Origin of the sequence: Pseudomonas cyclaminis (assembly GCF_015163715.1) — a bacterium.
GTDB classification, from domain to species: Bacteria; Pseudomonadota; Gammaproteobacteria; order Pseudomonadales; family Pseudomonadaceae; genus Aquipseudomonas; species Aquipseudomonas cyclaminis.
Window position 1 is genome coordinate 17930 of record NZ_JADDUM010000095.1, and the last position, 23541, is coordinate 41470.

A 23541-nucleotide genomic window follows, 5' to 3' on the forward strand; every position below is an offset into this window, starting at 1 on the left:
TATATGCGGCGCTTTGCCGCGCAGCTTTCATGTAAGGCTGCACCCGGCACTTTGACAGTGTATATTCATCCAGTCTTTAGCCGTATACTCCGGCATTATTTACGCCCGCCGTGCGAGGCCATCTTGGACAAGATCCTGATTCGTGGGGCTAGAACCCACAACCTGAAGAACATCGACCTGACCCTGCCCCGGGACAAGCTGATTGTCATCACCGGCTTGTCTGGCTCGGGCAAATCGTCCCTGGCGTTCGACACGCTGTATGCCGAAGGTCAGCGCCGCTATGTGGAATCGCTGTCGGCCTATGCCCGGCAGTTCCTGTCGATGATGGAAAAGCCCGACGTCGACACCATTGAAGGCCTGTCGCCGGCGATTTCCATCGAACAGAAGTCGACCTCCCACAACCCACGCTCCACCGTGGGCACCATCACTGAAATCTACGACTACCTGCGCCTGCTTTACGCGCGGGTCGGTATCCCCCGCTGCCCGGATCACGACATTCCACTGGAAGCCCAGACCGTCAGCCAGATGGTCGACCTGGTACTGGCCCAGCCGGAGGGTGCCAAGCTGATGCTGCTGGCGCCGGTGATTCGCGAGCGCAAGGGCGAACACCTTTCCGTCTTCGAAGAGCTGCGGGCGCAGGGTTTTGTACGCGCGCGCATCAACGGCAAGCTGTATGAGCTGGACGAAGCACCGAAGCTCGACAAGCAGAAGAAGCATTCGATCGATGTAGTGGTCGACCGCTTCAAAGTGCGCGCCGACCTGCAGCAGCGTCTAGCGGAATCGTTCGAGACCGCGCTTAAGCTGGCGGATGGTATTGCGCTGGTTGCGCCGATGGATGACGAGCCGGGCGAAGAGATCATCTTCTCTGCGCGCTTTGCCTGCCCGATCTGTGGCCATGCCATCAGCGAACTGGAACCCAAACTGTTTTCCTTCAACAACCCGGCTGGCGCCTGCCCAACCTGCGATGGCCTGGGTGTGAAGCAGTTCTTCGATATAAAGCGCCTGGTGAATGGCGAGCTGACGTTGGCGGAAGGTGCGATACGCGGCTGGGACAGGCGCAACGTCTATTACTTCCAGATGCTGGGGTCGCTGGCGTCCCACTACAAATTCAGCCTTGAAGTGCCATTCAACCAACTGCCGGCAGATCAGCAGAAGGTCATCCTCAATGGCAGTGGTTCGCAGAACGTCGACTTTAAATACCTGAACGACCGCGGCGACATCGTTAAACGTTCGCACCCGTTCGAAGGCATTGTGCCGAACCTGGAGCGGCGCTACCGCGAGACCGAATCGGCGAGCGTGCGCGAAGAGTTGGCCAAATTCCTCAGCACTCAACCTTGTCCAGATTGCCGTGGCACGCGTTTGCGTCGGGAGGCGCGGCATGTCTGGGTGGGTGAGAAGACCCTGCCGGCAGTGACCAACCTGCCGATCGGCGATGCATGTGAATACTTCGGTGTACTCAAGCTGACCGGACGCCGCGGGGAAATTGCCGACAAGATCCTCAAGGAAATTCGTGAGCGGTTACAGTTCCTGGTCAACGTGGGCCTGGATTATCTTTCACTGGATCGTAGCGCCGACACCTTGTCCGGCGGTGAAGCGCAACGTATTCGCCTGGCCAGCCAGATTGGTGCGGGCCTGGTGGGCGTGTTGTACATCCTGGATGAACCGTCCATTGGTTTGCACCAGCGGGACAACGATCGTCTGTTGGGCACATTGAAGCACCTGCGGGATATCGGCAATACGGTCATTGTGGTCGAGCACGATGAGGACGCGATTCGCCTGGCGGACTATGTGGTCGATATTGGCCCAGGCGCCGGCGTGCACGGTGGACACATTGTTGCTGAAGGCACGCCGGCCGAAGTCATGGCTCATCCGGACTCCTTGACCGGCAAGTATCTGTCTGGCCGCGTGAAGATTGCAGTGCCGGCGAAACGTACACCGCGCAACAAGAAGATGGCGCTACATCTCAAGGGCGCACGCGGGAACAACCTGCGTAATGTCGACCTGGAGATTCCGCTGGGCTTGCTGACCTGTGTGACCGGTGTATCGGGCTCGGGCAAGTCGACGCTGATCAACAACACGCTGTTCCCCCTTAGTGCAACCGCCCTGAACGGCGCAACCACGCTGGAAGCGGCTGCGCATGACAGCATCAAGGGCCTTGAGCACCTGGACAAAGTGGTCGATATCGACCAGAGCCCGATTGGGCGTACACCTCGCTCCAACCCGGCGACTTACACGGGGCTGTTCACGCCGATTCGCGAGCTGTTCGCGGGTGTGCCGGAGTCTCGCTCGCGTGGCTACGGGCCTGGGCGGTTCTCGTTCAACGTCAAGGGCGGACGCTGTGAAGCGTGTCAGGGCGATGGCTTGATCAAGGTAGAGATGCACTTCCTGCCGGATATCTATGTGCCGTGCGATGTGTGCAAGAGCAAGCGCTATAACCGCGAAACTCTTGAGATCAAGTACAAGGGCAAGAACATCCACGAAACCCTGGAGATGACCATCGAGGAAGCTCGCGTGTTCTTCGACGCGGTTCCAGCGTTGGCGCGCAAGCTGCAGACGCTGATGGATGTGGGGCTGTCGTATATCAAGCTGGGGCAATCAGCGACCACACTGTCCGGTGGCGAGGCACAGCGGGTGAAGCTGTCCCGGGAGCTGTCCAAGCGCGATACGGGCAAGACCCTGTATATCCTCGACGAACCGACTACGGGACTGCATTTCGCGGATATCCAGCAACTGCTCGACGTGCTGCACCGATTGCGCGACCACGGCAACACTGTAGTGGTAATTGAGCACAACCTTGACGTGATCAAGACGGCTGACTGGTTGGTGGACCTGGGGCCGGAGGGCGGCTCCAAGGGTGGACAGATCATCGCGGTAGGCACGCCGGAGCAAGTCTCTGAAATGCCGCAGTCCCACACCGGTTACTACTTGAAACCGTTGCTGGAGCGGGACCGCGCCTGACTTGTCGTCCCATAAAAAAGCCCCTGTCACTTTGCGGTGACAGGGGCTTTTTCGTAGCCGGGAATCAGAACTGCGATTGCAGGTAGTTTTCCAGGCCAATGAGCTTGATCAGACCCAGCTGCTTTTCCAGCCAGTAGGTGTGGTCTTCTTCAGTGTCATTCAATTGCACACGAAGGATTTCACGCGTGACGAAGTCACTGTGCTGCTCGCAGAGCTCAATGCCCTTGCAAAGCGCAGCACGCACCTTGTATTCGAGGCGAAGATCGGCTGCCAGCATGTCAGGTACGGTGGTGCCCACGTCCAGGTCGTCGGGACGCATACGCGGCGTGCCTTCGAGCATCAGGATACGGCGCATCAGTGCGTCGGCGTGCTGTGCCTCTTCTTCCATCTCGTGGTTGATACGCTCATAGAGTTCGGTGAAACCCCAGTCTTCGTACATCCGCGAGTGGATGAAATATTGGTCACGAGCTGCCAGTTCGCCCGTCAGCAACGTGTTGAGGTAATCGATTACGTCGGGGTGACCTTGCATCGCCCTACATCTCCCTGCTTGAAAGTCTGTAGTTTGAACCATCATGACCCGGAGGTCACGGGATCAACGGCATAAAAACGCACATTTCCGGAGAAAAGTAGCTGAAATAACGCAAAAACCGCCCAAATGAGGGCGGTTCTGCTTATCGTTTAGAGTCAGTTAAGCGATACACCCAACGCCTTTGCGATTGCTTCTCCGTAAGCAGCGTCTGCCTTGTAGAAGTGCGCCAATTGACGCTGGACAACATCACTGGAAACCCCAGCCATTGCACCGGCGATGTTGGTGGTGAGCAGTGCCTGCTGCTCAGCATTCATCAGACGGAACAGCGCACCCGCGTGGCTGTAGTAGTCAGTGTCTTCACGATGATCGTAACGATCAGCGGCACCGCTCAGCGCCAAAGCAGGCTCAGCGTACTGCGGGGCTTGCTTGGGGGCATCGGCGTAGCTGTTCGGCTCGTAGTTAGGGGCTGCACCACCGTTGCTGCCAAAAGCCATCGAGCCGTCGCGCTGGTAGCTGTTTACCGGGCTGCGCGGCGCATTTACCGGCAATTGCTGGTGATTGGTGCCGACACGATAACGATGGGCATCGGCGTAAGCAAAAACACGACCTTGCAACATACGGTCTGGCGACAGGCCAACACCGGGCACCATATTGCTTGGCCCGAACGCGGCTTGCTCCACTTCGGCAAAGTAGTTCAGAGGGTTGCGGTTGAGCTCCAGTTCACCCACTTCGATCAGCGGAAACTCCTTTTGAGACCAGGTTTTGGTCACGTCGAAAGGATTCTCATAGTGAGCGTTAGCCTGGGCTTCAGTCATGATCTGGATGCAGACGCGCCATTTCGGAAAGTCGCCGCGCTCAATCGCGCCGAACAGATCACGCTGGGCGTAATCAGGGTCAGTACCGGCCAAACGTGCGGCATCCGCTGGAGCCAGGTTCTTGATGCCCTGCTTGGTTTTGTAGTGCCATTTAACCCAGTGGCGCTCGCCCTTCGCATTGATCAGGCTATAGGTGTGACTACCGAAGCCGTGCATGTGGCGATAGCCGTCTGGAATGCCACGGTCCGAAAACAGGATGGTCACCTGGTGCAGCGCCTCAGGCGAGTGCGACCAGAAGTCCCACATCATTTGCGCGCTTTTCAGGTTGCTTTGTGGGAGGCGCTTTTGGGTGTGGATGAAGTCCGGAAATTTCAGCGGGTCGCGGATGAAGAACACTGGCGTGTTGTTACCCACGATGTCCCAGTTGCCTTCTTCGGTATAGAACTTCAAGGCAAAACCGCGTGGGTCGCGCTCGGTATCCGCAGAACCGCGCTCCCCTCCTACGGTGGAAAACCGCAGGAAGGTCGGGGTCTGCTTGCCGACAGCTTCAAACAGCTTGGCGCTCGTGTAGCGGGTGATGTCTTGGGTGACTGTAAAGGTTCCGTAGGCACCGGAGCCCTTGGCGTGTACACGGCGCTCAGGAATGTTTTCGCGGTTGAAGTGAGCGAGCTTCTCGATCAGATGGAAATCGTCGAGCAACAGCGGGCCACGCGGGCCGGCTGAACGGGAATTCTGGTTATCCGCAACGGGAGCACCGCTGGCGGTAGTAAGGACTTTATTCTGGCTCATGCTCAATCTTCCTCAGGTCAGACTTGGAACTGCCGGCTAATCGGCTTAGAGGGAGTATTGACGATCAAGATGACACCATCAAATTTATTAAATCATGGTCATTGATAGAAAATAACTAACACACCCAACAGAGTAATTAGCTATGGATTGGACTCTGATGCTGGCAGCGACTCAATTAATATAGACAACGTTTTTTACACACACAAAAAACCGGGCACTAGGCCCGGTTCTCCGTTACAGCTTGTCGTCTTACTCGGCGCTTACAGCTTCGCCGGCAGTAGCACGATCAACCAACTCGACGTACGCCATAGGCGCGTTGTCGCCAGCGCGGAAACCGCACTTGAGGATGCGCAGGTAGCCACCCTCACGGGTAGCGTAACGCTTGCCCAGGTCGTTGAAGAGCTTACCAACGATAGCTTTCGAGCGAGTACGGTCGAAAGCCAGACGGCGGTTAGCCAGGCTGTCTGTCTTGGCCAAAGTGATCAGCGGCTCAGCAACGCGACGCAGTTCTTTAGCTTTCGGCAGTGTAGTTTTGATCAGCTCGTGCTCGAACAGCGACACCGCCATGTTTTGAAACATGGCCTTGCGGTGCGAGCTGGTACGGCTCAGGTGACGACCACTTTTACGATGACGCATGGTTCATTCCTTACCAAACTCACGTTCGGTGATTACGACGATCAGGCAGTCGCCTTGTCGTCCTTCTTAAGACTTGCAGGCGGCCAGTTGTCGAGGCGCATGCCGAGGGACAGACCGCGGGAGGCCAGAACGTCCTTGATTTCAGTCAAGGATTTCTTGCCAAGGTTCGGAGTCTTCAACAGTTCTACTTCGGTACGCTGAATCAGGTCGCCGATGTAGTAAATGTTTTCCGCCTTAAGGCAGTTAGCCGAACGTACAGTCAGTTCCAGATCGTCAACCGGGCGAAGCAGGATCGGATCGATCTCGTCTTCCTGCTCGATTACCACTGGTTCACTGTCACCTTTGAGGTCGACGAACGCAGCCAACTGCTGTTGCAGAATGGTTGCAGCGCGGCGGATAGCCTCTTCAGGATCCAGAGTACCGTTGGTTTCCAGATCAATAACCAGCTTGTCCAGGTTAGTACGCTGTTCGACACGGGCGTTTTCCACCACGTATGCGATACGGCGAACCGGGCTGAACGAAGAGTCAAGCTGCAAGCGACCAATGCTGCGGCTTTCGTCTTCATCGCTCTGACGCGAGTCGGCCGGTTCATAACCACGACCACGAGCTACAGTGAGCTTCATGTTCAGGGCGCCGTTAGACGCCAGGTTAGCGATTACGTGATCGGGATTAACGATCTCGACATCATGATCCAGCTGAATATCGGCAGCGGTAACCACCCCCGAACCCTTCTTCGACAAGGTCAGCGTAACTTCGTCACGGCCGTGCAGCTTGATAGCCAGACCTTTAAGGTTCAACAGGATTTCAATTACGTCTTCCTGTACACCTTCGATGGCGCTGTACTCGTGGAGCACACCGTCAATCTCGGCCTCGACTACTGCACAGCCGGGCATTGAGGACAACAGGATGCGGCGCAGCGCGTTGCCCAGGGTGTGGCCAAAACCACGCTCGAGAGGCTCGAGAGTGATCTTGGCGCGGGTTGGACTGACAACCTGCACATCAATGTGGCGGGGTGTCAGGAACTCATTTACCGAAATCTGCATGGATGCACCTATTTTCTAGCCCTTACTTGGAGTAGAGCTCGACAATCAGGCTTTCGTTGATGTCGGCGGACAGATCACTGCGAGCAGGAACGTTCTTGAAAACGCCCGACTTCTTCTCAGTGTCTACTTCTACCCATTCTACGCGGCCACGTTGGGCACACAGATCGAGAGCTTGGACAATGCGAAGTTGGTTTTTAGCTTTCTCGCGAATCGCTACCACGTCACCAGCACGAACCTGGTAGGACGGGACGTTAACGGTTTGGCCGTTTACGCTTACGGATTTGTGCGATACCAGCTGACGGGATTCGGCACGAGTCGAACCAAAGCCCATACGGTATACAACGTTGTCCAGACGGCATTCGAGCAGTTGCAGCAGGTTTTCACCGGTTGCACCTTTCTTGCCAGCAGCTTCTTTGTAGTAGCCGCTGAACTGACGCTCGAGAACGCCGTAGATACGACGGACCTTCTGCTTTTCACGCAGTTGGGTGCCGTAATCGGACTGGCGACCGCGGCGTTGGCCGTGTATACCAGGTGCTGCTTCAATGTTGCACTTCGATTCGATCGCGCGCACGCCGCTCTTCAAGAAGAGATCGGTGCCTTCACGACGAGCGAGTTTGCATTTTGGACCAATGTAACGAGCCATTCTTTACAATCTCCTGGATTACACGCGGCGCTTCTTCGGCGGACGGCACCCGTTGTGCGGGATTGGCGTCACGTCGGTGATGCTGGCGATCTTATAGCCACAGCCGTTCAAAGCACGGACAGCAGACTCACGACCTGGACCTGGACCTTTGACGTTAACGTCGAGGTTTTTCAGGCCATATTCCAGCGCAGCTTGACCAGCACGTTCAGCAGCTACTTGAGCAGCAAACGGGGTGGACTTGCGGGAACCGCGGAAACCCGAACCACCGGAGGTAGCCCAAGAAAGCGCGTTACCTTGACGGTCGGTGATGGTCACGATTGTGTTGTTAAAAGATGCATGGATGTGGGCGATGCCATCAACCACTGTCTTTTTAACTTTTTTACGAGGACGAGCAGCAGGTTTTGCCATGATAATTTTCCTGTCGATTCGCGTGGGCGATTACTTGCGGATCGGCTTACGCGGACCTTTACGGGTACGCGCGTTAGTCTTGGTACGCTGACCGCGTACTGGAAGACCACGACGATGACGCAGACCACGGTAGCAACCGAGGTCCATCAAACGCTTGATTTTCATGTTGATTTCGCGACGCAGGTCACCTTCAGTGGTGAACTTCGCCACTTCGCCACGCAACAGCTCAATCTGCTCGTCGCTCAGATCTTTGATCTTTGCGGCTGGGTTTACCCCAGTATCTGCGCAAATTTTCTGCGCAGTAGTGCGACCAACACCATAGATGTAGGTCAGCGAGATAACAGTGTGCTTGTTATCTGGAATGTTAACGCCTGCAATACGGGCCATTCAGTGGGACTCCAATTGACAGCTACCTACGCCCCGGAAGCCAAGAAATAGGGCGCGAGATAATATCGCTGTAATAACAAATAATCAACCCGGCAGCGCACTAGCTGCCGGGCTTCAAGCGGATCACACTCAGCCTTGGCGCTGTTTGTGACGCGGTTCCGCGCTGCAAATTACTCGAACAACACCTTCGCGGCGAATAATCTTGCAGTTACGGCACAGCTTTTTCACCGATGCACGAACTTTCATCACCAACTCCTCGAACCTTATGGGGTACTCAGCGCAACATGCCGCTGCCGTAGCCCTTCAGGTTGGCTTTCTTCATCAGGGATTCGTACTGGTGCGAAACGAGGTGCGATTGTACTTGGGACATGAAGTCCATCACAACCACGACGACGATCAGCAACGAGGTCCCGCCAAGGTAGAACGGAACGTTTGCTGCAACCACCAGGAACTGGGGCAACAAGCACACGGCCGTCATATATAGAGCACCGAACAGGGTCAAACGAGTCAGAACGCCATCAATGTAGCGTGCAGACTGCTCACCTGGACGGATGCCCGGAATAAAGGCACCGGACTTCTTCAGGTTTTCCGCTACGTCTTTCGGATTGAACATCAACGCCGTATAGAAGAAGCAGAAGAAAATAATCCCTGCACTAAACAGCAGAATATTCAACGGCTGACCAGGAGCGATCGACTGAGAGAGGTCCTGCAGCCAGCCCATGTTTTCAGACTGACCAAACCAGGTACCCAACGAAGCCGGAAACAGCAAAATGCTGCTCGCGAAAATTGCCGGAATAACACCGGCCATATTCACTTTCAGCGGCAAGTGGCTGGTCTGCGCAGCAAAGACCTTACGGCCCTGCTGACGCTTGGCGTAGTGAACAGCAATACGACGCTGACCACGCTCAATGAACACCACAAAACCGATAATCGCTACTGCCAGCAAACCGATGGCGACGAGGGCGAAAATATTGATATCACCCTGACGTGCAGACTCGAAAGACTGCCCAATCGCTCTCGGAAGACCGGCGACGATACCTGCGAAAATCAACATCGAGATACCGTTACCAACACCACGCTCAGTAATCTGCTCACCCAGCCACATCATGAACATTGCGCCAGCCACAAACGTGGATACCGCAACGAAATGGAAGCCAAAGTCACCAGTGAACGCAACGCCCTGCCCTGCCAAACCAACGGACATGCCGATAGCTTGAACCAAGGCGAGAGCGACAGTGCCGTAGCGGGTGTACTGGCTAATCTTGCGACGGCCAGCTTCACCTTCCTTCTTCAACTGCTCCAGCTGCGGGCTGACGGCGGTCATCAGCTGCATGATGATCGATGCCGAAATGTACGGCATGATCCCCAGTGCAAAGATGCTCATCCGCTCCAGCGCGCCGCCGGAAAACATGTTGAACAAGCTAAGAATGGTCCCCTCATTCTGTCGAAACAGGTCTGCGAGTCGGTCCGGGTTGATACCTGGAACCGGGATGTGTGCGCCTATTCGGTAGACGATAATCGCCAAGAACAGAAAACGCAGACGAGCCCAAAGTTCAGACATACCGCCTTTGCCGAGCGCTGAGAGAGCACCTTGCTTAGCCATTTATTCCTCGAACTTGCCGCCAGCTGCTTCGATAGCCGAACGCGCACCTTTGGTGGCGCCGATTCCCTTGCCGATAGTGACAGCGCGAGTCACTTCACCGGACAGCATGATTTTCACACGCTGTACGTTGACGTTGATCACGTTGGCATCTTTCAGGGTCTGCACAGTAACGATGTCGCCTTCCACTTTAGCCAGCTCGGACAGACGCACTTCTGCGCGATCCATAGCTTTCAGGGACACGAAACCGAACTTAGGCAGGCGACGATGCAGCGGCTGTTGACCGCCTTCAAAGCCTGGAGCGATGGTGCCACCGGAGCGGGAGGTTTGACCTTTGTGGCCACGGCCACCAGTCTTACCCAAACCGCTACCGATACCACGGCCCGGACGATGCTTTTCGCGACGGGAACCCGGCGCTGGACTCAGATCATTGAGTTTCATCGATTAACCCTCTACACGCAGCATGTAGTAAGCCTTGTTGATCATCCCGCGATTCTCGGGAGTATCCTGGACTTCTACAGTGTGACCGATGCGACGCAGACCCAAACCCTTAACGCACAGTTTGTGGTTAGGAATGCGGCCGGTCATGCTTTTGATCAGCGTAACTTTAACGGTAGCCATGATCAGAAGATCTCCTTGACACTTTTGCCACGCTTGGCGGCAATGGATTCAGGAGACTGCATAGCTTTCAAACCTTTGAAAGTGGCGTGAACCACGTTTACCGGGTTAGTCGAACCGTAGCACTTGGCCAGAACGTTCTGAACGCCAGCAACTTCGAGGACAGCACGCATAGCGCCGCCAGCGATGATACCGGTACCTTCAGAAGCAGGCTGCATGTACACCTTCGAAGCGCCGTGAGCGGACTTCATAGCGTATTGCAGCGTGGTGCCGTTCAGATCAACTTGGATCATGTTGCGACGAGCAGCTTCCATTGCCTTCTGGATCGCAGCAGGCACTTCACGTGACTTGCCACGGCCGAAGCCAACACGCCCTTTACCATCACCCACCACGGTCAACGCGGTGAAAGTGAAGATACGGCCGCCTTTAACGGTTTTGGCTACGCGGTTAACTTGAACCAGCTTCTCAATGTAGCCTTCGTCGCGCTTTTGGTCGTTATTTGACATAACTTAGAACTCCAGCCCAGCTTCACGAGCAGCATCAGCCAGCGCTTTAACGCGACCGTGGTACTTGAAGCCAGAGCGGTCGAAAGCCACTTGCGAGACGCCCACGGCCTTAGCACGTGTAGCGACCAGCTGGCCAACCTTTGTGGCCGCGTCGATGTTGCCGGTGGCACCATCACGCAGTTCTTTATCCAAAGTCGAGGCGCTTGCCAGGACTTTGTTGCCGTCGGCCGAGATGACCTGGGCGTAGATGTGCTGCGACGAGCGGTACACGCAGAGACGCACGACTTCTAGTTCGTGCATTTTCAGGCGTGCTTTGCGAGCGCGACGCAGTCGAGTAACTTTTTTGTCGGTCATTTGCTATGCCCTACTTCTTCTTGGCTTCTTTACGACGGACGACTTCGTCCGCGTAGCGCACACCTTTGCCTTTGTACGGCTCTGGTGGACGGAAGTCGCGGATCTCAGCGGCCACCTGACCTACCAGCTGCTTATCAATACCCTTGATCAGGATATCGGTCTGGCTAGGGGTCTCAGCGGTGATGCCTTCCGGCAGTTCGTAATCCACTGGGTGCGAGAAGCCAAGGGCCAGGTTCAAAACCGTGCCTTTTGCTTGCGCTTTGTAACCAACACCGACCAGCTGGAGCTTACGCTCGAAGCCTTGGCTTACGCCTTGGACCATGTTGTTTACCAACGCACGCGTGGTACCGGCCATTGCGCGAGTTTGTTGATCGCCATTGCGAGCAGCGAAACGCAGCTCACCAGCTTCTTCAACGATCTCAACGGACGAATGGATGTTCAGTTCAAGAGTGCCCTTGGCACCCTTCACCGAAAGCTGTTGGCCTGCGAATTTTACTTCGACACCGGCTGGCAGCTTAACGGGGTTCTTAGCGACGCGAGACATGCTTATCCCCCCTTAGAACACAGTGCAAAGAACTTCGCCGCCGACACCGGCAGCGCGCGCAGCACGATCCGTCATCACACCTTTGTTGGTGGAGACGATAGACACGCCCAGACCGCCACGAACTTTCGGCAGATCTTCAGCGGACTTGTACTGACGCAGGCCTGGACGGCTAACGCGCTTCACTTCCTCGATGACCGAACGGCCTTCGAAGTACTTCAGCTCGATGGACAGCAGTGGTTTGATTTCGCTGCTGATCTGATAACCCGCAATGTAGCCTTCGTCTTTCAGGACTTTGGCAACAGCTACCTTCAACTTGGAAGATGGCATGCTTACGACGGACTTTTCAGCCATCTGGGCATTACGGATACGAGTTAGCATGTCCGCTAACGGGTCCTGCATACTCATGGGCTAGACGCTCCTAATACAAAAAAATTAGCCTTGCGGCTACATATGTCGCCGAGAATCTCCGGGTAAAAAAACACGGGCTCAGGCGAGCCGCGTATTTTAGACACACTCCGGAAATGAAACAAGCCCCAAAAGGGGCTTGTTCCAGATTCAAGGTCACCGGCGGTCAGTATCTTGCGATTTTGACCGCCCGGACGCTGAAAGTACTTACCAGCTGGCTTTAACCAGACCTGGTACGTCACCACGCATTGCCGCTTCACGCAGTTTGTTACGGCCGAGGCCGAACTTGCGGTAAACGCCGTGTGGACGACCGGTCAGGCGGCAGCGGTTACGCATGCGCGAAGCGCTTGCGTCACGTGGCTGCTTCTGCAGGGCAACTGTAGCTTCCCAACGTGCTTCTGGACTTGCGTTCAGATCAACGATGATCGCTTTCAGTGCTGCACGCTTCTTGGCGTACTTGGCAACCGTGAGCTGACGCTTCAGCTCGCGGTTTTTCATGCTCATCTTGGCCATGGTCCTACTCCAATCAGTTGCGGAACGGGAATTTGAACGCACGCAGCAGAGCGCGGCCTTCATCATCGTTCTTGGCAGTGGTGGTCAGGGTGATGTCCAGACCGCGGAGAGCATCGATCTTGTCGTAGTCGATTTCCGGGAAGATGATCTGCTCTTTCACGCCCATGCTGTAGTTACCACGACCATCGAAGGACTTGGCATTCAGGCCGCGGAAGTCGCGAACCCGAGGCAGGGAGATCGACAGCAGACGATCCAGGAATTCATACATACGCTCACGGCGCAGGGTCACTTTGACGCCGATCGGCCAACCTTCACGGACTTTAAAGCCAGCGATGGATTTCCGAGCGTAGGTCACAACGACTTTCTGGCCGGTGATCTTTTCCAGGTCAGCAACAGCGTGTTCGATGACTTTTTTGTCGCCGACAGCTTCGCCCAGACCCATGTTCAGGGTGATTTTGGTAACGCGTGGAACTTCCATCACGTTCGAAAGCTTAAGTTCTTCCTTAAGCTTCGGTGCGATTTCTTTCCAGTAAATCTCTTTTAGTCGTGCCATGGTCTTCTACCTAGCAGTGTTCAAGCATCAACCGCTTTTTGGGTCGACTTGAAGACACGAATTTTCTTGCCGTCTTCTACTTTGAAACCAACGCGGTCAGCCTTGTTGGTTTCGCCGTTGAAAATGGCGACGTTAGAAGCGTCCAGCGGAGCTTCTTTTTCGACGATACCGCCTTGTACGCCCGACATCGGGTTAGGCTTGGTATGACGCTTAACCAGGTTCAGACCACCGATAACCAGACGGTTATTGGCGAGAACCTTAAGCACCTTACCGCGCTTACCTTTGTCTTTGCCGGCGATCACGATGATCTCGTCGTCACGACGAATCTTTTGCATGTCGGATCTCCTTACAGCACTTCTGGGGCGAGCGAGACGATCTTCATGAACTTCTCAGTACGAAGTTCACGGGTCACTGGCCCAAAGATACGGGTGCCGATCGGCTCTTGCTTGTTGTTCAGAAGAACAGCAGCGTTGCCATCAAAGCGGATAATGGAGCCATCAGCACGACGTACGCCGTGACGAGTGCGGACTACAACAGCAGTCATCACTTGGCCTTTTTTCACTTTACCGCGAGGAATTGCTTCCTTCACGGTAACTTTGATGATGTCACCGATACCAGCGTAACGACGATGGGAGCCACCCAGCACCTTGATGCACATAACACGGCGGGCGCCGCTGTTATCGGCCACATCGAGCATGGATTGAGTCTGAATCATATAATTTCTCCGACCCCTAGTCCTTAGACTTCCACAGCGCGTTCGAGAACATCAACCAGTGCCCAAGACTTGGTCTTGGCCAGCGGACGAGTTTCACGAATAGTGACTTTGTCGCCGATGTGGCACTGATTGGTTTCGTCGTGCGCGTGCAGCTTAGTCGAACGCTTAACATATTTACCGTAGATCGGGTGCTTAACGCGACGCTCGATCAGTACGGTGATGGTTTTGTCCATCTTGTCGCTGACAACACGGCCAGTCAGCGTACGGACAGTCTTTTCGGCTTCAGCCATGATCACTTACCTGCCTGCTGGTTGAGCACAGTCTTCACGCGAGCAATGTCACGCTTAACTTGCGAGAGCAGATGAGACTGCCCCAACTGGCCAGTTGCTTTCTGCATACGCAGATTGAACTGGTCGCGCAGCAGGCCGAGCAGTTGCTCGTTCAGCTGCTGTGCGGATTTTTCACGAAGTTCATTCGCTTTCATCACATCACCGTCCGTTTAACAAAGGCGGTGGCGAGCGGCAGCTTTGCAGCAGCCAGGGCAAAAGCCTCACGCGCCAGCTCTTCAGTTACACCCTCGATTTCATACAGGACTTTGCCTGGCTGAATCTGGGCTACCCAGTATTCCACGTTACCCTTACCTTTACCCATACGAACCTCAAGAGGTTTTTTGGAGATCGGCTTGTCCGGGAATACACGGATCCAGATCTTGCCGCCACGTTTTACGTGACGGGTCAGAGCACGACGCGCTGACTCGATCTGACGAGCGGTGAGACGACCACGAGCTACAGACTTCAGCGCGAACTCGCCGAAGCTGACTTTGCTACCGCGCTGAGCCAGACCACGGTTGTGGCCTGTCATCTGCTTGCGGAACTTCGTACGCTTTGGTTGCAACATTTGGCGTACCCCTTACTTAGCAGCTTTTTTACGAGGCGCTGGTGCTTGTGGTTTCAGTTCTTCTTGGCGACCACCAATTACTTCGCCTTTGAAGATCCAAACCTTTACACCGATCACACCGTAAGTGGTGTGAGCTTCGTAGTTGGCATAGTCGATGTCGGCACGCAGGGTGTGCAGTGGCACACGACCTTCGCGATACCATTCAGTACGTGCGATTTCAGCACCGCCGAGACGACCGCTCACTTGGATTTTGATGCCTTTGGCACCAATGCGCATGGCGTTCTGTACGGCGCGCTTCATAGCGCGACGGAACATTACGCGACGCTCCAGCTGCTGAGCTACGCTCTGCGCAACCAGCATACCGTCGAGCTCCGGCTTGCGGATCTCTTCGATATTGATGTGCACAGGCACACCCATTTGCTTGGTCAGGTCCTGACGCAGTTTCTCAACATCTTCACCTTTCTTCCCGATAACGATACCTGGACGAGCGGTGTGGATGGTGATACGTGCAGTTTGTGCCGGACGATGGATATCGATACGGCTTACGGACGCGCTTTTTAGTTTGTCTTGGAGATACTCACGCACCTTCAGATCAGCGAACAAATAGTCCGCATAAGTCCGACCGTCTGCGTACCAGACGGAGGTGTGCTCCTTGACGATTCCCAGGCGAATGCCAATGGGATGTACTTTCTGACCCATCTCTTCGACTCCGTTACTTGTCAGCAACCTTGACAGTGATATGGCAAGACCGCTTGACGATGCGATCAGCACGGCCTTTGGCACGTGGCATGATGCGCTTCAGCGAACGCCCTTCGTTGACGAAAACGGTGCTGACCTTAAGGTCATCAACGTCTGCGCCTTCGTTATGCTCGGCGTTGGCTACGGCCGACTCCAGCACTTTCTTCATGATCTCGGCGGCTTTCTTACTGCTGAAAGCCAACAGGTTGAGCGCTTCGCCCACCTTCTTCCCGCGGATCTGGTCGGCGACCAAGCGGGCTTTCTGGGCGGAGATTCGAGCGCCCGACAACTTAGCGGCTACTTCCATTTCCTAACCCCTTAACGCTTGGCTTTCTTGTCTGCCACGTGCCCACGATAAGTGCGGGTACCGGCAAACTCGCCCAGTTTGTGGCCAACCATGTCTTCGTTCACGAGAACTGGGACGTGCAGACGACCGTTGTGTACAGCGATGGTCAAACCGACCATTTGTGGCAGGATCATCGAACGACGCGACCAGGTCTTAACTGGTTTGCGATCGTTCTTTTCCGCCGCCACTTCGATCTTCTTCAGTAGGTGAAGATCAATAAAAGGACCTTTTTTCAGAGAACGTGGCACTGTCGTATCCCTCTATTTACTTGCGACGACGGACGATCATTTTGTCGGTACGCTTATTACCACGAGTCTTCGCGCCCTTAGTCGGGAAGCCCCATGGCGATACCGGATGACGACCACCAGAGGTACGACCTTCACCACCACCGTGTGGGTGGTCAACCGGGTTCATGGCAACACCACGAACGGTTGGGCGAACGCCACGCCAGCGTTTGGCACCAGCTTTACCCAGCGAACGCAGGCTGTGCTCGGAGTTCGAGACTTCGCCCAGGGTCGCGCGGCATTCAGCCAGCACTTTACGCATCTCACCAGAACGCAGACGCAGGGTCACGTAGACACCTTCACGAGCGATCAGCTGAGCCGAAGCACCAGCGGAACGAGCGATTTGCGCGCCTTTACCTGGCTTCAATTCGATGCCGTGTACGGTGCTACCAACTGGAATGTTACGCAGCTGCAGAGCGTTGCCCGGCTTGATCGGCGCCAAAGCACCTGCGATCAGCTGGTCGCCAGCACTCACGCCTTTAGGGGCGATGATGTAGCGACGCTCGCCATCTGCGTACAGCAGCAGAGCGATGTGAGCAGTACGGTTTGGATCGTATTCGATACGCTCGACAGTGGCAGAGATGCCATCTTTGTCGTTGCGACGGAAGTCGACCAGACGATAATGCTGCTTATGGCCACCACCGATGTGACGAGTGGTAATGCGACCATTGTTGTTACGACCACCAGTCTTCGATTTCTTCTCGAGCAGCGGTGCGTGAGGAGCGCCTTTATGCAGCTCCTGGTTGACCACCTTGACCACAAAACGGCGGCCAGGGGAAGTCGGTTTGCATTTAACGATTGCCATGATGCACCCCTTCCTTACTCAGCACTGCTGCTGAAATCGAGATCTTGGCCTGGCTGAAGGGAGATAACTGCCTTCTTCCAGTCATTACGCTTGCCCAGACCGCGAGCAGTGCGCTTGCTCTTACCCAGAACATTCAGGGTAGTAACACGCTCAACTTTCACGCTGAACAGGCTTTCGACGGCCTTCTTGATTTCCAGCTTGGTTGCGTCAGTTGCAACCTTGAAAACGAACTGGCCTTTCTTGTCAGCCAGAACCGTAGCCTTTTCGGAAACGTGCGGGCCAAGCAGAACTTTAAATACGCGTTCCTGGTTCATCCCAGCAGCTCCTCGAATTTCTTCACGGCCGACACGGTGATCAACACCTTGTCGTATGCGATCAGACTAACTGGATCGGAACCTTGCACGTCACGTACATCAACGTGTGGCAGGTTGCGAGCAGCCAGGTACAGGTTCTGATCAACAGCTTCAGACACGATCAAAACGTCGGTCAGGCTCATATTGTTCAGTTTGCCCAGCAGATCTTTGGTTTTTGGACTTTCAACAGCGAAGTCCTGAACCACGACCAGACGATCAGTACGCACGAGTTCAGCAAGGATGGAGCGCAGAGCTGCGCGGTACATCTTCTTGTTGAGCTTCTGAGAGTGATCCTGTGGACGAGCTGCGAAAGTGGTACCGCCGCCACGCCAGATTGGGCTACGGATAGTACCGGCACGAGCACGGCCAGTGCCTTTCTGACGCCAAGGGCGCTTACCGCCACCACGTACGTCGGAACGGGTCTTTTGCTGCTTGCTACCTTGACGGCCGCCGGCCATGTAGGCCACGACTGCTTGGTGAACCAGCGTCTCGTTGAATTCGCCGCCAAATGTCAGTTCGGAAACTTCGATCGCTTGAGCGTCATTTACATTTAATTGCATGTCAGCTTCCCCTTAACCGCGAGCCTTGGCCGCTGGACGTACAACCAGGTTGCCGCCAGTAGCGCCAGGAACAGCACCCTTGACCAACAACAGATTGCGTTCAGCGTCGACGCGCACTACTTCGAGGGACTGCACGGTCACGCGCTCAGCGCCCATATGACCGGACATTTTTTTGCCCTTGAATACACGACCAGGAGTCTGGCACTGGCCAATAGAGCCCGGGACGCGGTGGGAAACGGAGTTACCGTGAGTGTTGTCTTGACCACGGAAATTCCAACGCTTGATCGTACCCTGGAAGCCTTTACCCTTGGACTGACCGGTTACATCAACCAGTTGACCAGCGGCGAAGATTTCAGCGTTGATCAGATCGCCAGCCTGGTAGTCGCCATCTTCAAGACGGAACTCCATAACAGTACGACCAGCTGCAACGTTTGCTTTTGCGAAGTGACCTGCTTGAGCAGCAGTCACGCGCGAAGCACGACGCTCGCCGACAGTGACTTGCACTGCACGATAGCCATCGGTTTCTTCAGTTTTGAACTGGGTGACGCGATTCGGCTCGATCTCAATGACCGTAACCGGAATGGAGACACCTTCTTCGGTGAAAATACGGGTCATACCGCATTTACGACCGACTACACCAATAGTCATGTTGTAAACCTCATGAGTGTACGGGGCTTTCACCCGCTATGGCCGCCCATTTCAGAGCGTTACACGACTAAGACCCAAGTCTTAGCCGAGGCTGATCTGTACTTCCACACCGGCCGCCAGATCAAGCTTCATAAGTGCATCAACGGTTTTATCCGTTGGCTGGACGATGTCCAGAACGCGCTTATGAGTACGGATCTCGTACTGGTCACGCGCGTCTTTGTTGACGTGCGGGGAGACCAGAACGGTGAACCGCTCTTTGCGGGTAGGCAGTGGAATTGGACCACGCACTTGAGCACCAGTACGTTTCGCGGTTTCCACGATTTCCTGGGTGGATTGGTCGATCAGGCGATGGTCAAAAGCCTTCAACCTGATACGGATTTGCTGATTTTGCATTGGATTTCAGACTCCGGCTGCTATTCCCAGCGAGCGCAATACGCCCGTTAAAAGGAGGCGCAATTCTATAGACGCCCCAGATAGGTGTCAACCCAATAAAAAAGCCCCCGCTGAGCGGGGGCCTTTTCAAAGCATCGAAGCTATCTCAGAAGAGATGCTTACTCGATGATTTTAGCTACAACACCAGCGCCAACAGTACGGCCGCCTTCACGAATTGCGAAGCGCAGACCGTCTTCCATTGCGATGGTTTTGATCAGGGTAACTTCCATTTGGATGTTATCGCCTGGCATTACCATTTCAACGCCTTCTGGCAGCTGGCAGTTACCAGTCACGTCAGTAGTACGGAAGTAGAACTGTGGACGGTAGCCTTTGAAGAACGGAGTGTGACGACCGCCTTCTTCTTTGCTCAGAACGTAGACTTCAGCGGTGAACTTGGTGTGCGGCTTAACCGAACCCGGCTTAACCAGAACCTGGCCACGCTCAACGTCGTCACGCTTGGTACCACGCAGCAGAACGCCGCAGTTCTCGCCAGCACGACCTTCGTCGAGCAGCTTACGGAACATTTCAACACCAGTGCAGACGGTGTTGGTGGTGTCACGCAGACCAACGATTTCCAGTGCATCTTGAACGCGAACGATACCGCGCTCGATACGACCAGTCACAACAGTACCACGACCGGAGATCGAGAATACGTCTTCGATTGGCATCAGGAACGGCTTGTCGGTCAGACGAACTGGTTCTGGGATGTAGCTATCCAGAGTCTCTACCAGCTTCTTAACAGCGGTAGTGCCCATTTCGTTGTCGTCTTTGCCTTCCAGAGCCATACGAGCAGAACCGATGATGATCGGAGTGTCGTCGCCTGGGAAGTCGTAAGTGCTCAGCAGATCGCGCACTTCCATCTCAACCAGTTCCAGCAGCTCAGCGTCGTCTACCAGGTCAGCCTTGTTCAGGAAGACCACGATGTACGGAACGCCTACCTGACGGGACAGCAGGATGTGCTCACGGGTTTGTGGCATCGGACCATCGGCGGCCGAGCAAACCAGGATCGCGCCGTCCATCTGGGCAGCACCAGTGATCATGTTCTTCACATAGTCAGCGTGACCTGGGCAGTCAACGTGAGCGTAGTGACGAATCGAAGAGTTGTACTCTACGTGCGCGGTGTTGATGGTGATACCACGAGCTTTTTCTTCTGGAGCGCTGTCGATTTTATCGAAATCAACGACTGCCGAACCGAAAACTTCGGAGCAGACGCGAGTCAGAGCTGCGGTCAGAGTGGTTTTACCGTGGTCAACGTGACCGATAGTGCCAACGTTGACGTGCGGTAGGGAACGATCAAATTTTTCTTTAGCCACGACAATTAACTCCTTGCCTAAAGGACTGAATCAGCCTTGTTTTTTGGATACAGTTTCAGCGATGTGCGCCGGAGCTGTGTTGTATTTTTTGAATTCCATAGAGTAGCTTGCGCGACCCTGGGACATGGAGCGAACGTCGGTCGCATAACCGAACATCTCACCCAACGGAACCTCGGCGCGAATCACTTTGCCGGAAACCGTGTCTTCCATACCCAAGATCATGCCGCGACGACGGTTAAGGTCGCCCATGACATCACCCATATAGTCTTCAGGTGTAACAACTTCTACCGCCATGATTGGCTCAAGCAACTCACCACCGCCCTTCTGGGCCAGTTGCTTGGTTGCCATGGAAGCAGCCACCTTAAACGCCATCTCGTTGGAGTCGACGTCGTGGTAAGAACCGTCAAAAACGGTTGCTTTCAGGCCGATCAGCGGATAGCCGGCAACAACACCGTTCTTCATCTGCTCTTCGATGCCCTTCTGGATAGCAGGGATGTATTCCTTAGGAACCACACCACCTACTACTTCGTTCACGAATTGCAGACCTTCCTGACCTTCGTCAGCAGGAGCAAAACGGATCCAGCAGTGACCGAACTGACCACGACCGCCGGACTGACGAACGAACTTGCCTTCGATTTCACAGTTCTTCGTGATGCGCTCACGATAGGAAACCTGAGGCTTACCGATGTTGGCTTCGACGTTGAACTCGCGGCGCATCCGGTCAACCAGGATGTCCAGGTGCAACTCGCCCATGCCAGAGATGATCGTTTGACCAGTCTCTTCATCAGTTTTAACGCGGAAAGATGGATCTTCCTGAGCAAGTTTGCCCAGAGCGATACCCATTTTTTCCTGGTCATCCTTGGTCTTAGGCTCTACGGCAACCGAAATAACCGGCTCCGGGAAGTCCATGCGAACCAGGATGATTGGCTTGTCAGCGTTGCACAAAGTCTCACCAGTGGTGACGTCCTTCATGCCGATCAGGGCCGCGATGTCACCAGCGCGCACTTCCTTGATCTCTTCACGGGCGTTTGCGTGCATTTGCACCATACGACCCACACGCTCTTTCTTACCTTTAACCGAGTTGATCACGCCGTCGCCGGAGTTCAACACGCCCGAGTAAACACGGACGAAGGTCAAGGTACCCACGAATGGGTCAGTGGCAATTTTAAATGCCAGAGCGGAGAACGGTTCTGCGTCGTCTGCATGACGCTCCAGCTCGATAGTCTCGTCATCCGGGTCAGTACCCTTGATGGCAGGAATATCAACTGGCGCCGGCAGGTAGTCGATCACAGCATCGAGAACCAGGGGAACGCCCTTGTTCTTGAAGGAAGAACCGCAAACAGCCAAGACGATTTCGCCGGCGATAGTACGCTGACGCAGAGCAGCCTTGATCTCCACGTTGGTGAGTTCTTCACCTTCGAGGTACTTGTTCATCAGATCTTCATTGGCTTCGGCGGCAGCCTCAACCATGTTGTTGCGCCACTCATCAGCCAGTTCCTGCAATTCAGCAGGGATTGGCTTACGAACAGGAACCATACCTTTGTCAGCATCATTCCAGTAAACAGCTTCCATGGTCAGCAAATCGATCTGACCTTGGAAGTTGTCTTCGGAACCGATAGCCAACTGGATTGGAACCGGGGTGTGACCCAGACGCTGCTTGATCTGACCGATCACGCGCAGGAAGTTGGCACCAGCACGGTCCATCTTGTTTACGTAAACAAGACGTGGAACGCCGTATTTGTTGGCCTGACGCCATACGGTTTCCGACTGAGGCTCAACACCCGAGGTACCGCAGAACACAACGACAGCGCCGTCGAGTACGCGCAGGGAACGCTCAACTTCAATGGTGAAGTCAACGTGGCCCGGAGTATCGATTACGTTGAAGCGGTGCTCATCTTTGTACTGCTTCTCGGAACCTTTCCAGAAGGCGGTAATAGCAGCAGAAGTAATGGTAATACCACGCTCCTGCTCCTGAACCATCCAGTCTGTGGTCGCGGCGCCATCATGCACCTCGCCCATCTTGTGACTTTTGCCGGTGTAAAACAGTACGCGCTCGGTGGTGGTGGTTTTACCAGCATCCACGTGAGCAACGATACCGATGTTACGGTAGCGGCTAATCGGAGTAGTACGAGCCATAAAGCCCTCGCAAAATTAGTGAAGCTAAGATTAGAAGCGGTAGTGCGAGAAAGCTTTGTTAGCTTCAGCCATACGGTGCACGTCTTCACGCTTCTTAACAGCAGCACCTTTACCTTCAGCAGCGTCCAACAGTTCGCCGGCCAAACGCAGAGCCATAGACTTCTCGCCACGCTTACGGGCGAAGTCTACCAACCAGCGCATTGCCAGAGCGTTACGACGGGACGGACGAACTTCGACCGGAACCTGGTAAGTAGCACCGCCTACACGGCGCGACTTCACTTCGACCAGCGGAGCGATGGCGTCGAGAGCTTTCTCGAAGATTTCCAGGGGATCGCTGTTCTTGCGTTCTTTAACCTTTTCCAGCGCGCCATAAACGATACGCTCGGCAACGGCTTTCTTGCCGCTTTCCATCACGTGGTTCATGAACTTGGCCAGGATTTGGCTTCCGTATTTTGGATCGTCAAGCACTTCGCGCTTGGCTGCTACGCGTCTTCTTGGCATGGATAAGCCCTCAAACGGTCTTCAGGTTCGTTCGGAATCGGTGCCCTTACGGGACGCCTCCGACCTTACTCTTATCGACTCAGAAAATAAGATGATTCAGTTTTACAAAAAGCCGCTACTACTTAGGCTTCTTGGTACCGTACTTCGAACGACCCTGGTTACGACCTTTAACGCCGGAAGTATCCAAGGAGCCGCGTACGGTGTGGTAACGAACACCTGGCAAGTCTTTTACACGACCGCCGCGGATCAGTACCACGCTGTGCTCTTGCAGGTTGTGGCCTTCACCGCCGATGTACGAGGAAACCTCGAAACCGTTGGTCAGACGCACACGGCATACTTTACGCAGTGCCGAGTTAGGTTTTTTCGGCGTGGTGGTATACACACGGGTGCATACGCCACGACGTTGCGGGCAGTTCTGCAGCGCAGGCACGTCGGATTTCTCGACGATACGCTTACGCGGCTGACGTACCAGCTGGTTGATAGTTGCCATCTACTAGCTCCACTGTTGTCTT

Annotated in this window: 35 protein-coding genes; 1 reads left to right on the forward strand and 34 read right to left on the reverse strand. The window is 54.8% G+C overall.

The genetic code is table 11. The annotated features are described in order from the left end of the window. Positions 1-123: 123 nt before the first annotated feature. Positions 124-2958 (forward strand): excinuclease ABC subunit UvrA, encoded by a 2835-nt coding sequence (gene uvrA, locus IQK56_RS13430; protein ID WP_099584608.1) that lies wholly within the window; start codon positions 124-126, stop codon positions 2956-2958. Positions 2959-3022: 64 nt separating this feature from the next. Here the strand turns inward: uvrA and bfr are convergent, their stop codons facing one another. The 34 genes from bfr to rpsL form a co-directional block, all read right to left on the reverse strand. Next, positions 3023-3487 (reverse strand): bacterioferritin, encoded by a 465-nt coding sequence (gene bfr, locus IQK56_RS13435; protein ID WP_033900044.1) that lies wholly within the window; start codon positions 3485-3487, stop codon positions 3023-3025. A gap of 155 nt (positions 3488-3642) precedes the next feature. Then, positions 3643-5091 (reverse strand): catalase, encoded by a 1449-nt coding sequence (locus IQK56_RS13440; protein WP_150761987.1) that lies wholly within the window; start codon positions 5089-5091, stop codon positions 3643-3645. Positions 5092-5340: 249 nt separating this feature from the next. After that, a complete protein-coding gene (rplQ, locus tag IQK56_RS13445; protein WP_003176402.1) occupies positions 5341-5727 on the reverse strand; it encodes a 50S ribosomal protein L17 in 387 nt (128 codons plus the stop codon). Positions 5728-5768: 41 nt separating this feature from the next. Continuing rightward, positions 5769-6770 (reverse strand): DNA-directed RNA polymerase subunit alpha, encoded by a 1002-nt coding sequence (locus IQK56_RS13450; RefSeq protein WP_003176403.1) that lies wholly within the window; start codon positions 6768-6770, stop codon positions 5769-5771. Between the two features lie 22 nt (positions 6771-6792). Beyond that, positions 6793-7413, reverse strand: a complete 621-nt coding sequence (gene rpsD, locus IQK56_RS13455) for a 30S ribosomal protein S4 (RefSeq protein WP_003210056.1) — start codon at positions 7411-7413, stop codon at positions 6793-6795. 18 nt (positions 7414-7431) lie between these two features. Then, complete coding sequence (rpsK, locus tag IQK56_RS13460) at positions 7432-7821, reverse strand: 30S ribosomal protein S11 (RefSeq protein WP_002555466.1); 390 nt, start codon at positions 7819-7821, stop codon at positions 7432-7434. 30 nt (positions 7822-7851) lie between these two features. Beyond that, complete coding sequence (rpsM, locus tag IQK56_RS13465) at positions 7852-8208, reverse strand: 30S ribosomal protein S13 (protein WP_003210063.1); 357 nt, start codon at positions 8206-8208, stop codon at positions 7852-7854. A gap of 129 nt (positions 8209-8337) precedes the next feature. Beyond that, entirely contained in the window at positions 8338-8454 is a 117-nt protein-coding gene (rpmJ, locus tag IQK56_RS13470) for a 50S ribosomal protein L36 (protein WP_002555468.1), read from the reverse strand. A 28-nt stretch (positions 8455-8482) separates the two neighbouring features. Further along, positions 8483-9811 carry a preprotein translocase subunit SecY gene (gene secY / locus IQK56_RS13475; RefSeq protein ID WP_017736663.1) on the reverse strand — a complete coding sequence of 443 codons (1329 nt, stop codon included), beginning with the start codon at positions 9809-9811 and terminating at the stop codon, positions 8483-8485. Next, positions 9812-10249, reverse strand: coding sequence for a 50S ribosomal protein L15 (gene rplO, locus IQK56_RS13480; RefSeq protein WP_003176407.1), 438 nt, complete (start codon positions 10247-10249; stop codon positions 9812-9814). A 3-nt stretch (positions 10250-10252) separates the two neighbouring features. After that, positions 10253-10429, reverse strand: a complete 177-nt coding sequence (gene rpmD / locus IQK56_RS13485) for a 50S ribosomal protein L30 (protein WP_003176408.1) — start codon at positions 10427-10429, stop codon at positions 10253-10255. A 2-nt stretch (positions 10430-10431) separates the two neighbouring features. Then, positions 10432-10932 (reverse strand): 30S ribosomal protein S5, encoded by a 501-nt coding sequence (rpsE, locus tag IQK56_RS13490; protein WP_003186035.1) that lies wholly within the window; start codon positions 10930-10932, stop codon positions 10432-10434. Positions 10933-10935: 3 nt separating this feature from the next. After that, entirely contained in the window at positions 10936-11286 is a 351-nt protein-coding gene (rplR, locus tag IQK56_RS13495) for a 50S ribosomal protein L18 (RefSeq protein WP_017135964.1), read from the reverse strand. A gap of 10 nt (positions 11287-11296) precedes the next feature. Next, the gene (gene rplF / locus IQK56_RS13500) at positions 11297-11830 is read right to left on the reverse strand and encodes a 50S ribosomal protein L6 (protein ID WP_003176412.1); all 534 of its coding nucleotides are present in this window, start codon (positions 11828-11830) and stop codon (positions 11297-11299) included. 12 nt (positions 11831-11842) lie between these two features. Beyond that, positions 11843-12235: a 30S ribosomal protein S8 gene (gene rpsH, locus IQK56_RS13505; RefSeq protein WP_003176413.1), complete on the reverse strand. Its 393-nt coding sequence runs from the start codon at positions 12233-12235 to the stop codon at positions 11843-11845. A 207-nt stretch (positions 12236-12442) separates the two neighbouring features. Further along, positions 12443-12748 (reverse strand): 30S ribosomal protein S14, encoded by a 306-nt coding sequence (gene rpsN / locus IQK56_RS13510; protein ID WP_003176414.1) that lies wholly within the window; start codon positions 12746-12748, stop codon positions 12443-12445. A 13-nt stretch (positions 12749-12761) separates the two neighbouring features. Then, entirely contained in the window at positions 12762-13301 is a 540-nt protein-coding gene (gene rplE, locus IQK56_RS13515) for a 50S ribosomal protein L5 (protein ID WP_003176415.1), read from the reverse strand. 20 nt (positions 13302-13321) lie between these two features. Then, the gene (gene rplX / locus IQK56_RS13520) at positions 13322-13636 is read right to left on the reverse strand and encodes a 50S ribosomal protein L24 (RefSeq protein ID WP_003176416.1); all 315 of its coding nucleotides are present in this window, start codon (positions 13634-13636) and stop codon (positions 13322-13324) included. Positions 13637-13647: 11 nt separating this feature from the next. After that, on the reverse strand, positions 13648-14016 hold the full coding sequence (gene rplN, locus IQK56_RS13525) for a 50S ribosomal protein L14 (RefSeq protein ID WP_002555479.1): 369 nt from the start codon (positions 14014-14016) through the stop codon (positions 13648-13650). A 23-nt stretch (positions 14017-14039) separates the two neighbouring features. After that, positions 14040-14306, reverse strand: coding sequence for a 30S ribosomal protein S17 (gene rpsQ, locus IQK56_RS13530; protein ID WP_003176419.1), 267 nt, complete (start codon positions 14304-14306; stop codon positions 14040-14042). A gap of 2 nt (positions 14307-14308) precedes the next feature. Beyond that, a complete protein-coding gene (gene rpmC / locus IQK56_RS13535) occupies positions 14309-14500 on the reverse strand; it encodes a 50S ribosomal protein L29 (protein WP_002555481.1) in 192 nt (63 codons plus the stop codon). Further along, positions 14500-14913 (reverse strand): 50S ribosomal protein L16, encoded by a 414-nt coding sequence (rplP, locus tag IQK56_RS13540; protein WP_003232424.1) that lies wholly within the window; start codon positions 14911-14913, stop codon positions 14500-14502. Before rplP ends, rpmC begins: the two co-directional genes overlap by 1 nt. A 12-nt stretch (positions 14914-14925) precedes the next feature. Continuing rightward, complete coding sequence (gene rpsC / locus IQK56_RS13545) at positions 14926-15612, reverse strand: 30S ribosomal protein S3 (RefSeq protein WP_003176422.1); 687 nt, start codon at positions 15610-15612, stop codon at positions 14926-14928. 13 nt (positions 15613-15625) lie between these two features. Beyond that, positions 15626-15958, reverse strand: coding sequence for a 50S ribosomal protein L22 (gene rplV, locus IQK56_RS13550; RefSeq protein ID WP_003103908.1), 333 nt, complete (start codon positions 15956-15958; stop codon positions 15626-15628). An 11-nt stretch (positions 15959-15969) separates the two neighbouring features. Continuing rightward, positions 15970-16245, reverse strand: coding sequence for a 30S ribosomal protein S19 (gene rpsS, locus IQK56_RS13555; RefSeq protein WP_003232420.1), 276 nt, complete (start codon positions 16243-16245; stop codon positions 15970-15972). A 16-nt stretch (positions 16246-16261) separates the two neighbouring features. Further along, positions 16262-17086 carry a 50S ribosomal protein L2 gene (rplB, locus tag IQK56_RS13560; protein ID WP_003176423.1) on the reverse strand — a complete coding sequence of 275 codons (825 nt, stop codon included), beginning with the start codon at positions 17084-17086 and terminating at the stop codon, positions 16262-16264. Positions 17087-17100: 14 nt separating this feature from the next. Then, positions 17101-17400, reverse strand: a complete 300-nt coding sequence (gene rplW, locus IQK56_RS13565; protein WP_002555488.1) for a 50S ribosomal protein L23 — start codon at positions 17398-17400, stop codon at positions 17101-17103. After that, positions 17397-17999, reverse strand: coding sequence for a 50S ribosomal protein L4 (gene rplD / locus IQK56_RS13570; RefSeq protein WP_003176424.1), 603 nt, complete (start codon positions 17997-17999; stop codon positions 17397-17399). Before rplD ends, rplW begins: the two co-directional genes overlap by 4 nt. A 12-nt stretch (positions 18000-18011) precedes the next feature. Continuing rightward, the gene (rplC, locus tag IQK56_RS13575) at positions 18012-18647 is read right to left on the reverse strand and encodes a 50S ribosomal protein L3 (protein WP_003194649.1); all 636 of its coding nucleotides are present in this window, start codon (positions 18645-18647) and stop codon (positions 18012-18014) included. 81 nt (positions 18648-18728) lie between these two features. Further along, complete coding sequence (gene rpsJ, locus IQK56_RS13580; protein ID WP_003186070.1) at positions 18729-19040, reverse strand: 30S ribosomal protein S10; 312 nt, start codon at positions 19038-19040, stop codon at positions 18729-18731. 158 nt (positions 19041-19198) lie between these two features. Then, positions 19199-20392: an elongation factor Tu gene (gene tuf, locus IQK56_RS13585; protein WP_057010371.1), complete on the reverse strand. Its 1194-nt coding sequence runs from the start codon at positions 20390-20392 to the stop codon at positions 19199-19201. Positions 20393-20422: 30 nt separating this feature from the next. Next, positions 20423-22528, reverse strand: coding sequence for an elongation factor G (gene fusA, locus IQK56_RS13590; protein ID WP_122307023.1), 2106 nt, complete (start codon positions 22526-22528; stop codon positions 20423-20425). A gap of 30 nt (positions 22529-22558) precedes the next feature. After that, the gene (gene rpsG, locus IQK56_RS13595) at positions 22559-23029 is read right to left on the reverse strand and encodes a 30S ribosomal protein S7 (RefSeq protein ID WP_002555493.1); all 471 of its coding nucleotides are present in this window, start codon (positions 23027-23029) and stop codon (positions 22559-22561) included. Between the two features lie 118 nt (positions 23030-23147). Further along, entirely contained in the window at positions 23148-23519 is a 372-nt protein-coding gene (rpsL, locus tag IQK56_RS13600) for a 30S ribosomal protein S12 (RefSeq protein ID WP_002555494.1), read from the reverse strand. Positions 23520-23541 lie beyond the last annotated feature (22 nt).

Coding starts and splice junctions, on each gene's coding strand:
- bfr (WP_033900044.1), bottom strand. CDS start 3,487: ATGCAAGGTCACCCCGACGTAATCGATTACCTCAACACGTTGCTGACG.
- IQK56_RS13440 (WP_150761987.1), bottom strand. CDS start 5,091: ATGAGCCAGAATAAAGTCCTTACTACCGCCAGCGGTGCTCCCGTTGCG.
- rplQ (WP_003176402.1), bottom strand. CDS start 5,727: ATGCGTCATCGTAAAAGTGGTCGTCACCTGAGCCGTACCAGCTCGCAC.
- IQK56_RS13450 (WP_003176403.1), bottom strand. CDS start 6,770: ATGCAGATTTCGGTAAATGAGTTCCTGACACCCCGCCACATTGATGTG.
- rpsD (WP_003210056.1), bottom strand. CDS start 7,413: ATGGCTCGTTACATTGGTCCAAAATGCAAACTCGCTCGTCGTGAAGGC.
- rpsK (WP_002555466.1), bottom strand. CDS start 7,821: ATGGCAAAACCTGCTGCTCGTCCTCGTAAAAAAGTTAAAAAGACAGTG.
- rpsM (WP_003210063.1), bottom strand. CDS start 8,208: ATGGCCCGTATTGCAGGCGTTAACATTCCAGATAACAAGCACACTGTT.
- rpmJ (WP_002555468.1), bottom strand. CDS start 8,454: ATGAAAGTTCGTGCATCGGTGAAAAAGCTGTGCCGTAACTGCAAGATT.
- secY (WP_017736663.1), bottom strand. CDS start 9,811: ATGGCTAAGCAAGGTGCTCTCTCAGCGCTCGGCAAAGGCGGTATGTCT.
- rplO (WP_003176407.1), bottom strand. CDS start 10,249: ATGAAACTCAATGATCTGAGTCCAGCGCCGGGTTCCCGTCGCGAAAAG.
- rpmD (WP_003176408.1), bottom strand. CDS start 10,429: ATGGCTACCGTTAAAGTTACGCTGATCAAAAGCATGACCGGCCGCATT.
- rpsE (WP_003186035.1), bottom strand. CDS start 10,932: ATGTCAAATAACGACCAAAAGCGCGACGAAGGCTACATTGAGAAGCTG.
- rplR (WP_017135964.1), bottom strand. CDS start 11,286: ATGACCGACAAAAAAGTTACTCGACTGCGTCGCGCTCGCAAAGCACGC.
- rplF (WP_003176412.1), bottom strand. CDS start 11,830: ATGTCTCGCGTCGCTAAGAACCCCGTTAAGCTGCCAGCCGGTGTCGAA.
- rpsH (WP_003176413.1), bottom strand. CDS start 12,235: ATGAGTATGCAGGACCCGTTAGCGGACATGCTAACTCGTATCCGTAAT.
- rpsN (WP_003176414.1), bottom strand. CDS start 12,748: ATGGCCAAGATGAGCATGAAAAACCGCGAGCTGAAGCGTCAGCTCACG.
- rplE (WP_003176415.1), bottom strand. CDS start 13,301: ATGGCACGACTAAAAGAGATTTACTGGAAAGAAATCGCACCGAAGCTT.
- rplX (WP_003176416.1), bottom strand. CDS start 13,636: ATGCAAAAGATTCGTCGTGACGACGAGATCATCGTGATCGCCGGCAAA.
- rplN (WP_002555479.1), bottom strand. CDS start 14,016: ATGATTCAGACTCAATCCATGCTCGATGTGGCCGATAACAGCGGCGCC.
- rpsQ (WP_003176419.1), bottom strand. CDS start 14,306: ATGGCTGAAGCCGAAAAGACTGTCCGTACGCTGACTGGCCGTGTTGTC.
- rpmC (WP_002555481.1), bottom strand. CDS start 14,500: ATGAAAGCGAATGAACTTCGTGAAAAATCCGCACAGCAGCTGAACGAG.
- rplP (WP_003232424.1), bottom strand. CDS start 14,913: ATGTTGCAACCAAAGCGTACGAAGTTCCGCAAGCAGATGACAGGCCAC.
- rpsC (WP_003176422.1), bottom strand. CDS start 15,612: ATGGGTCAGAAAGTACATCCCATTGGCATTCGCCTGGGAATCGTCAAG.
- rplV (WP_003103908.1), bottom strand. CDS start 15,958: ATGGAAGTAGCCGCTAAGTTGTCGGGCGCTCGAATCTCCGCCCAGAAA.
- rplB (WP_003176423.1), bottom strand. CDS start 17,086: ATGGCAATCGTTAAATGCAAACCGACTTCCCCTGGCCGCCGTTTTGTG.
- rplW (WP_002555488.1), bottom strand. CDS start 17,400: ATGAACCAGGAACGCGTATTTAAAGTTCTGCTTGGCCCGCACGTTTCC.
- rplD (WP_003176424.1), bottom strand. CDS start 17,999: ATGCAATTAAATGTAAATGACGCTCAAGCGATCGAAGTTTCCGAACTG.
- rplC (WP_003194649.1), bottom strand. CDS start 18,647: ATGACTATTGGTGTAGTCGGTCGTAAATGCGGTATGACCCGTATTTTC.
- rpsJ (WP_003186070.1), bottom strand. CDS start 19,040: ATGCAAAATCAGCAAATCCGTATCAGGTTGAAGGCTTTTGACCATCGC.
- fusA (WP_122307023.1), bottom strand. CDS start 22,528: ATGGCTCGTACTACTCCGATTAGCCGCTACCGTAACATCGGTATCGTT.
- rpsG (WP_002555493.1), bottom strand. CDS start 23,029: ATGCCAAGAAGACGCGTAGCAGCCAAGCGCGAAGTGCTTGACGATCCA.
- rpsL (WP_002555494.1), bottom strand. CDS start 23,519: ATGGCAACTATCAACCAGCTGGTACGTCAGCCGCGTAAGCGTATCGTC.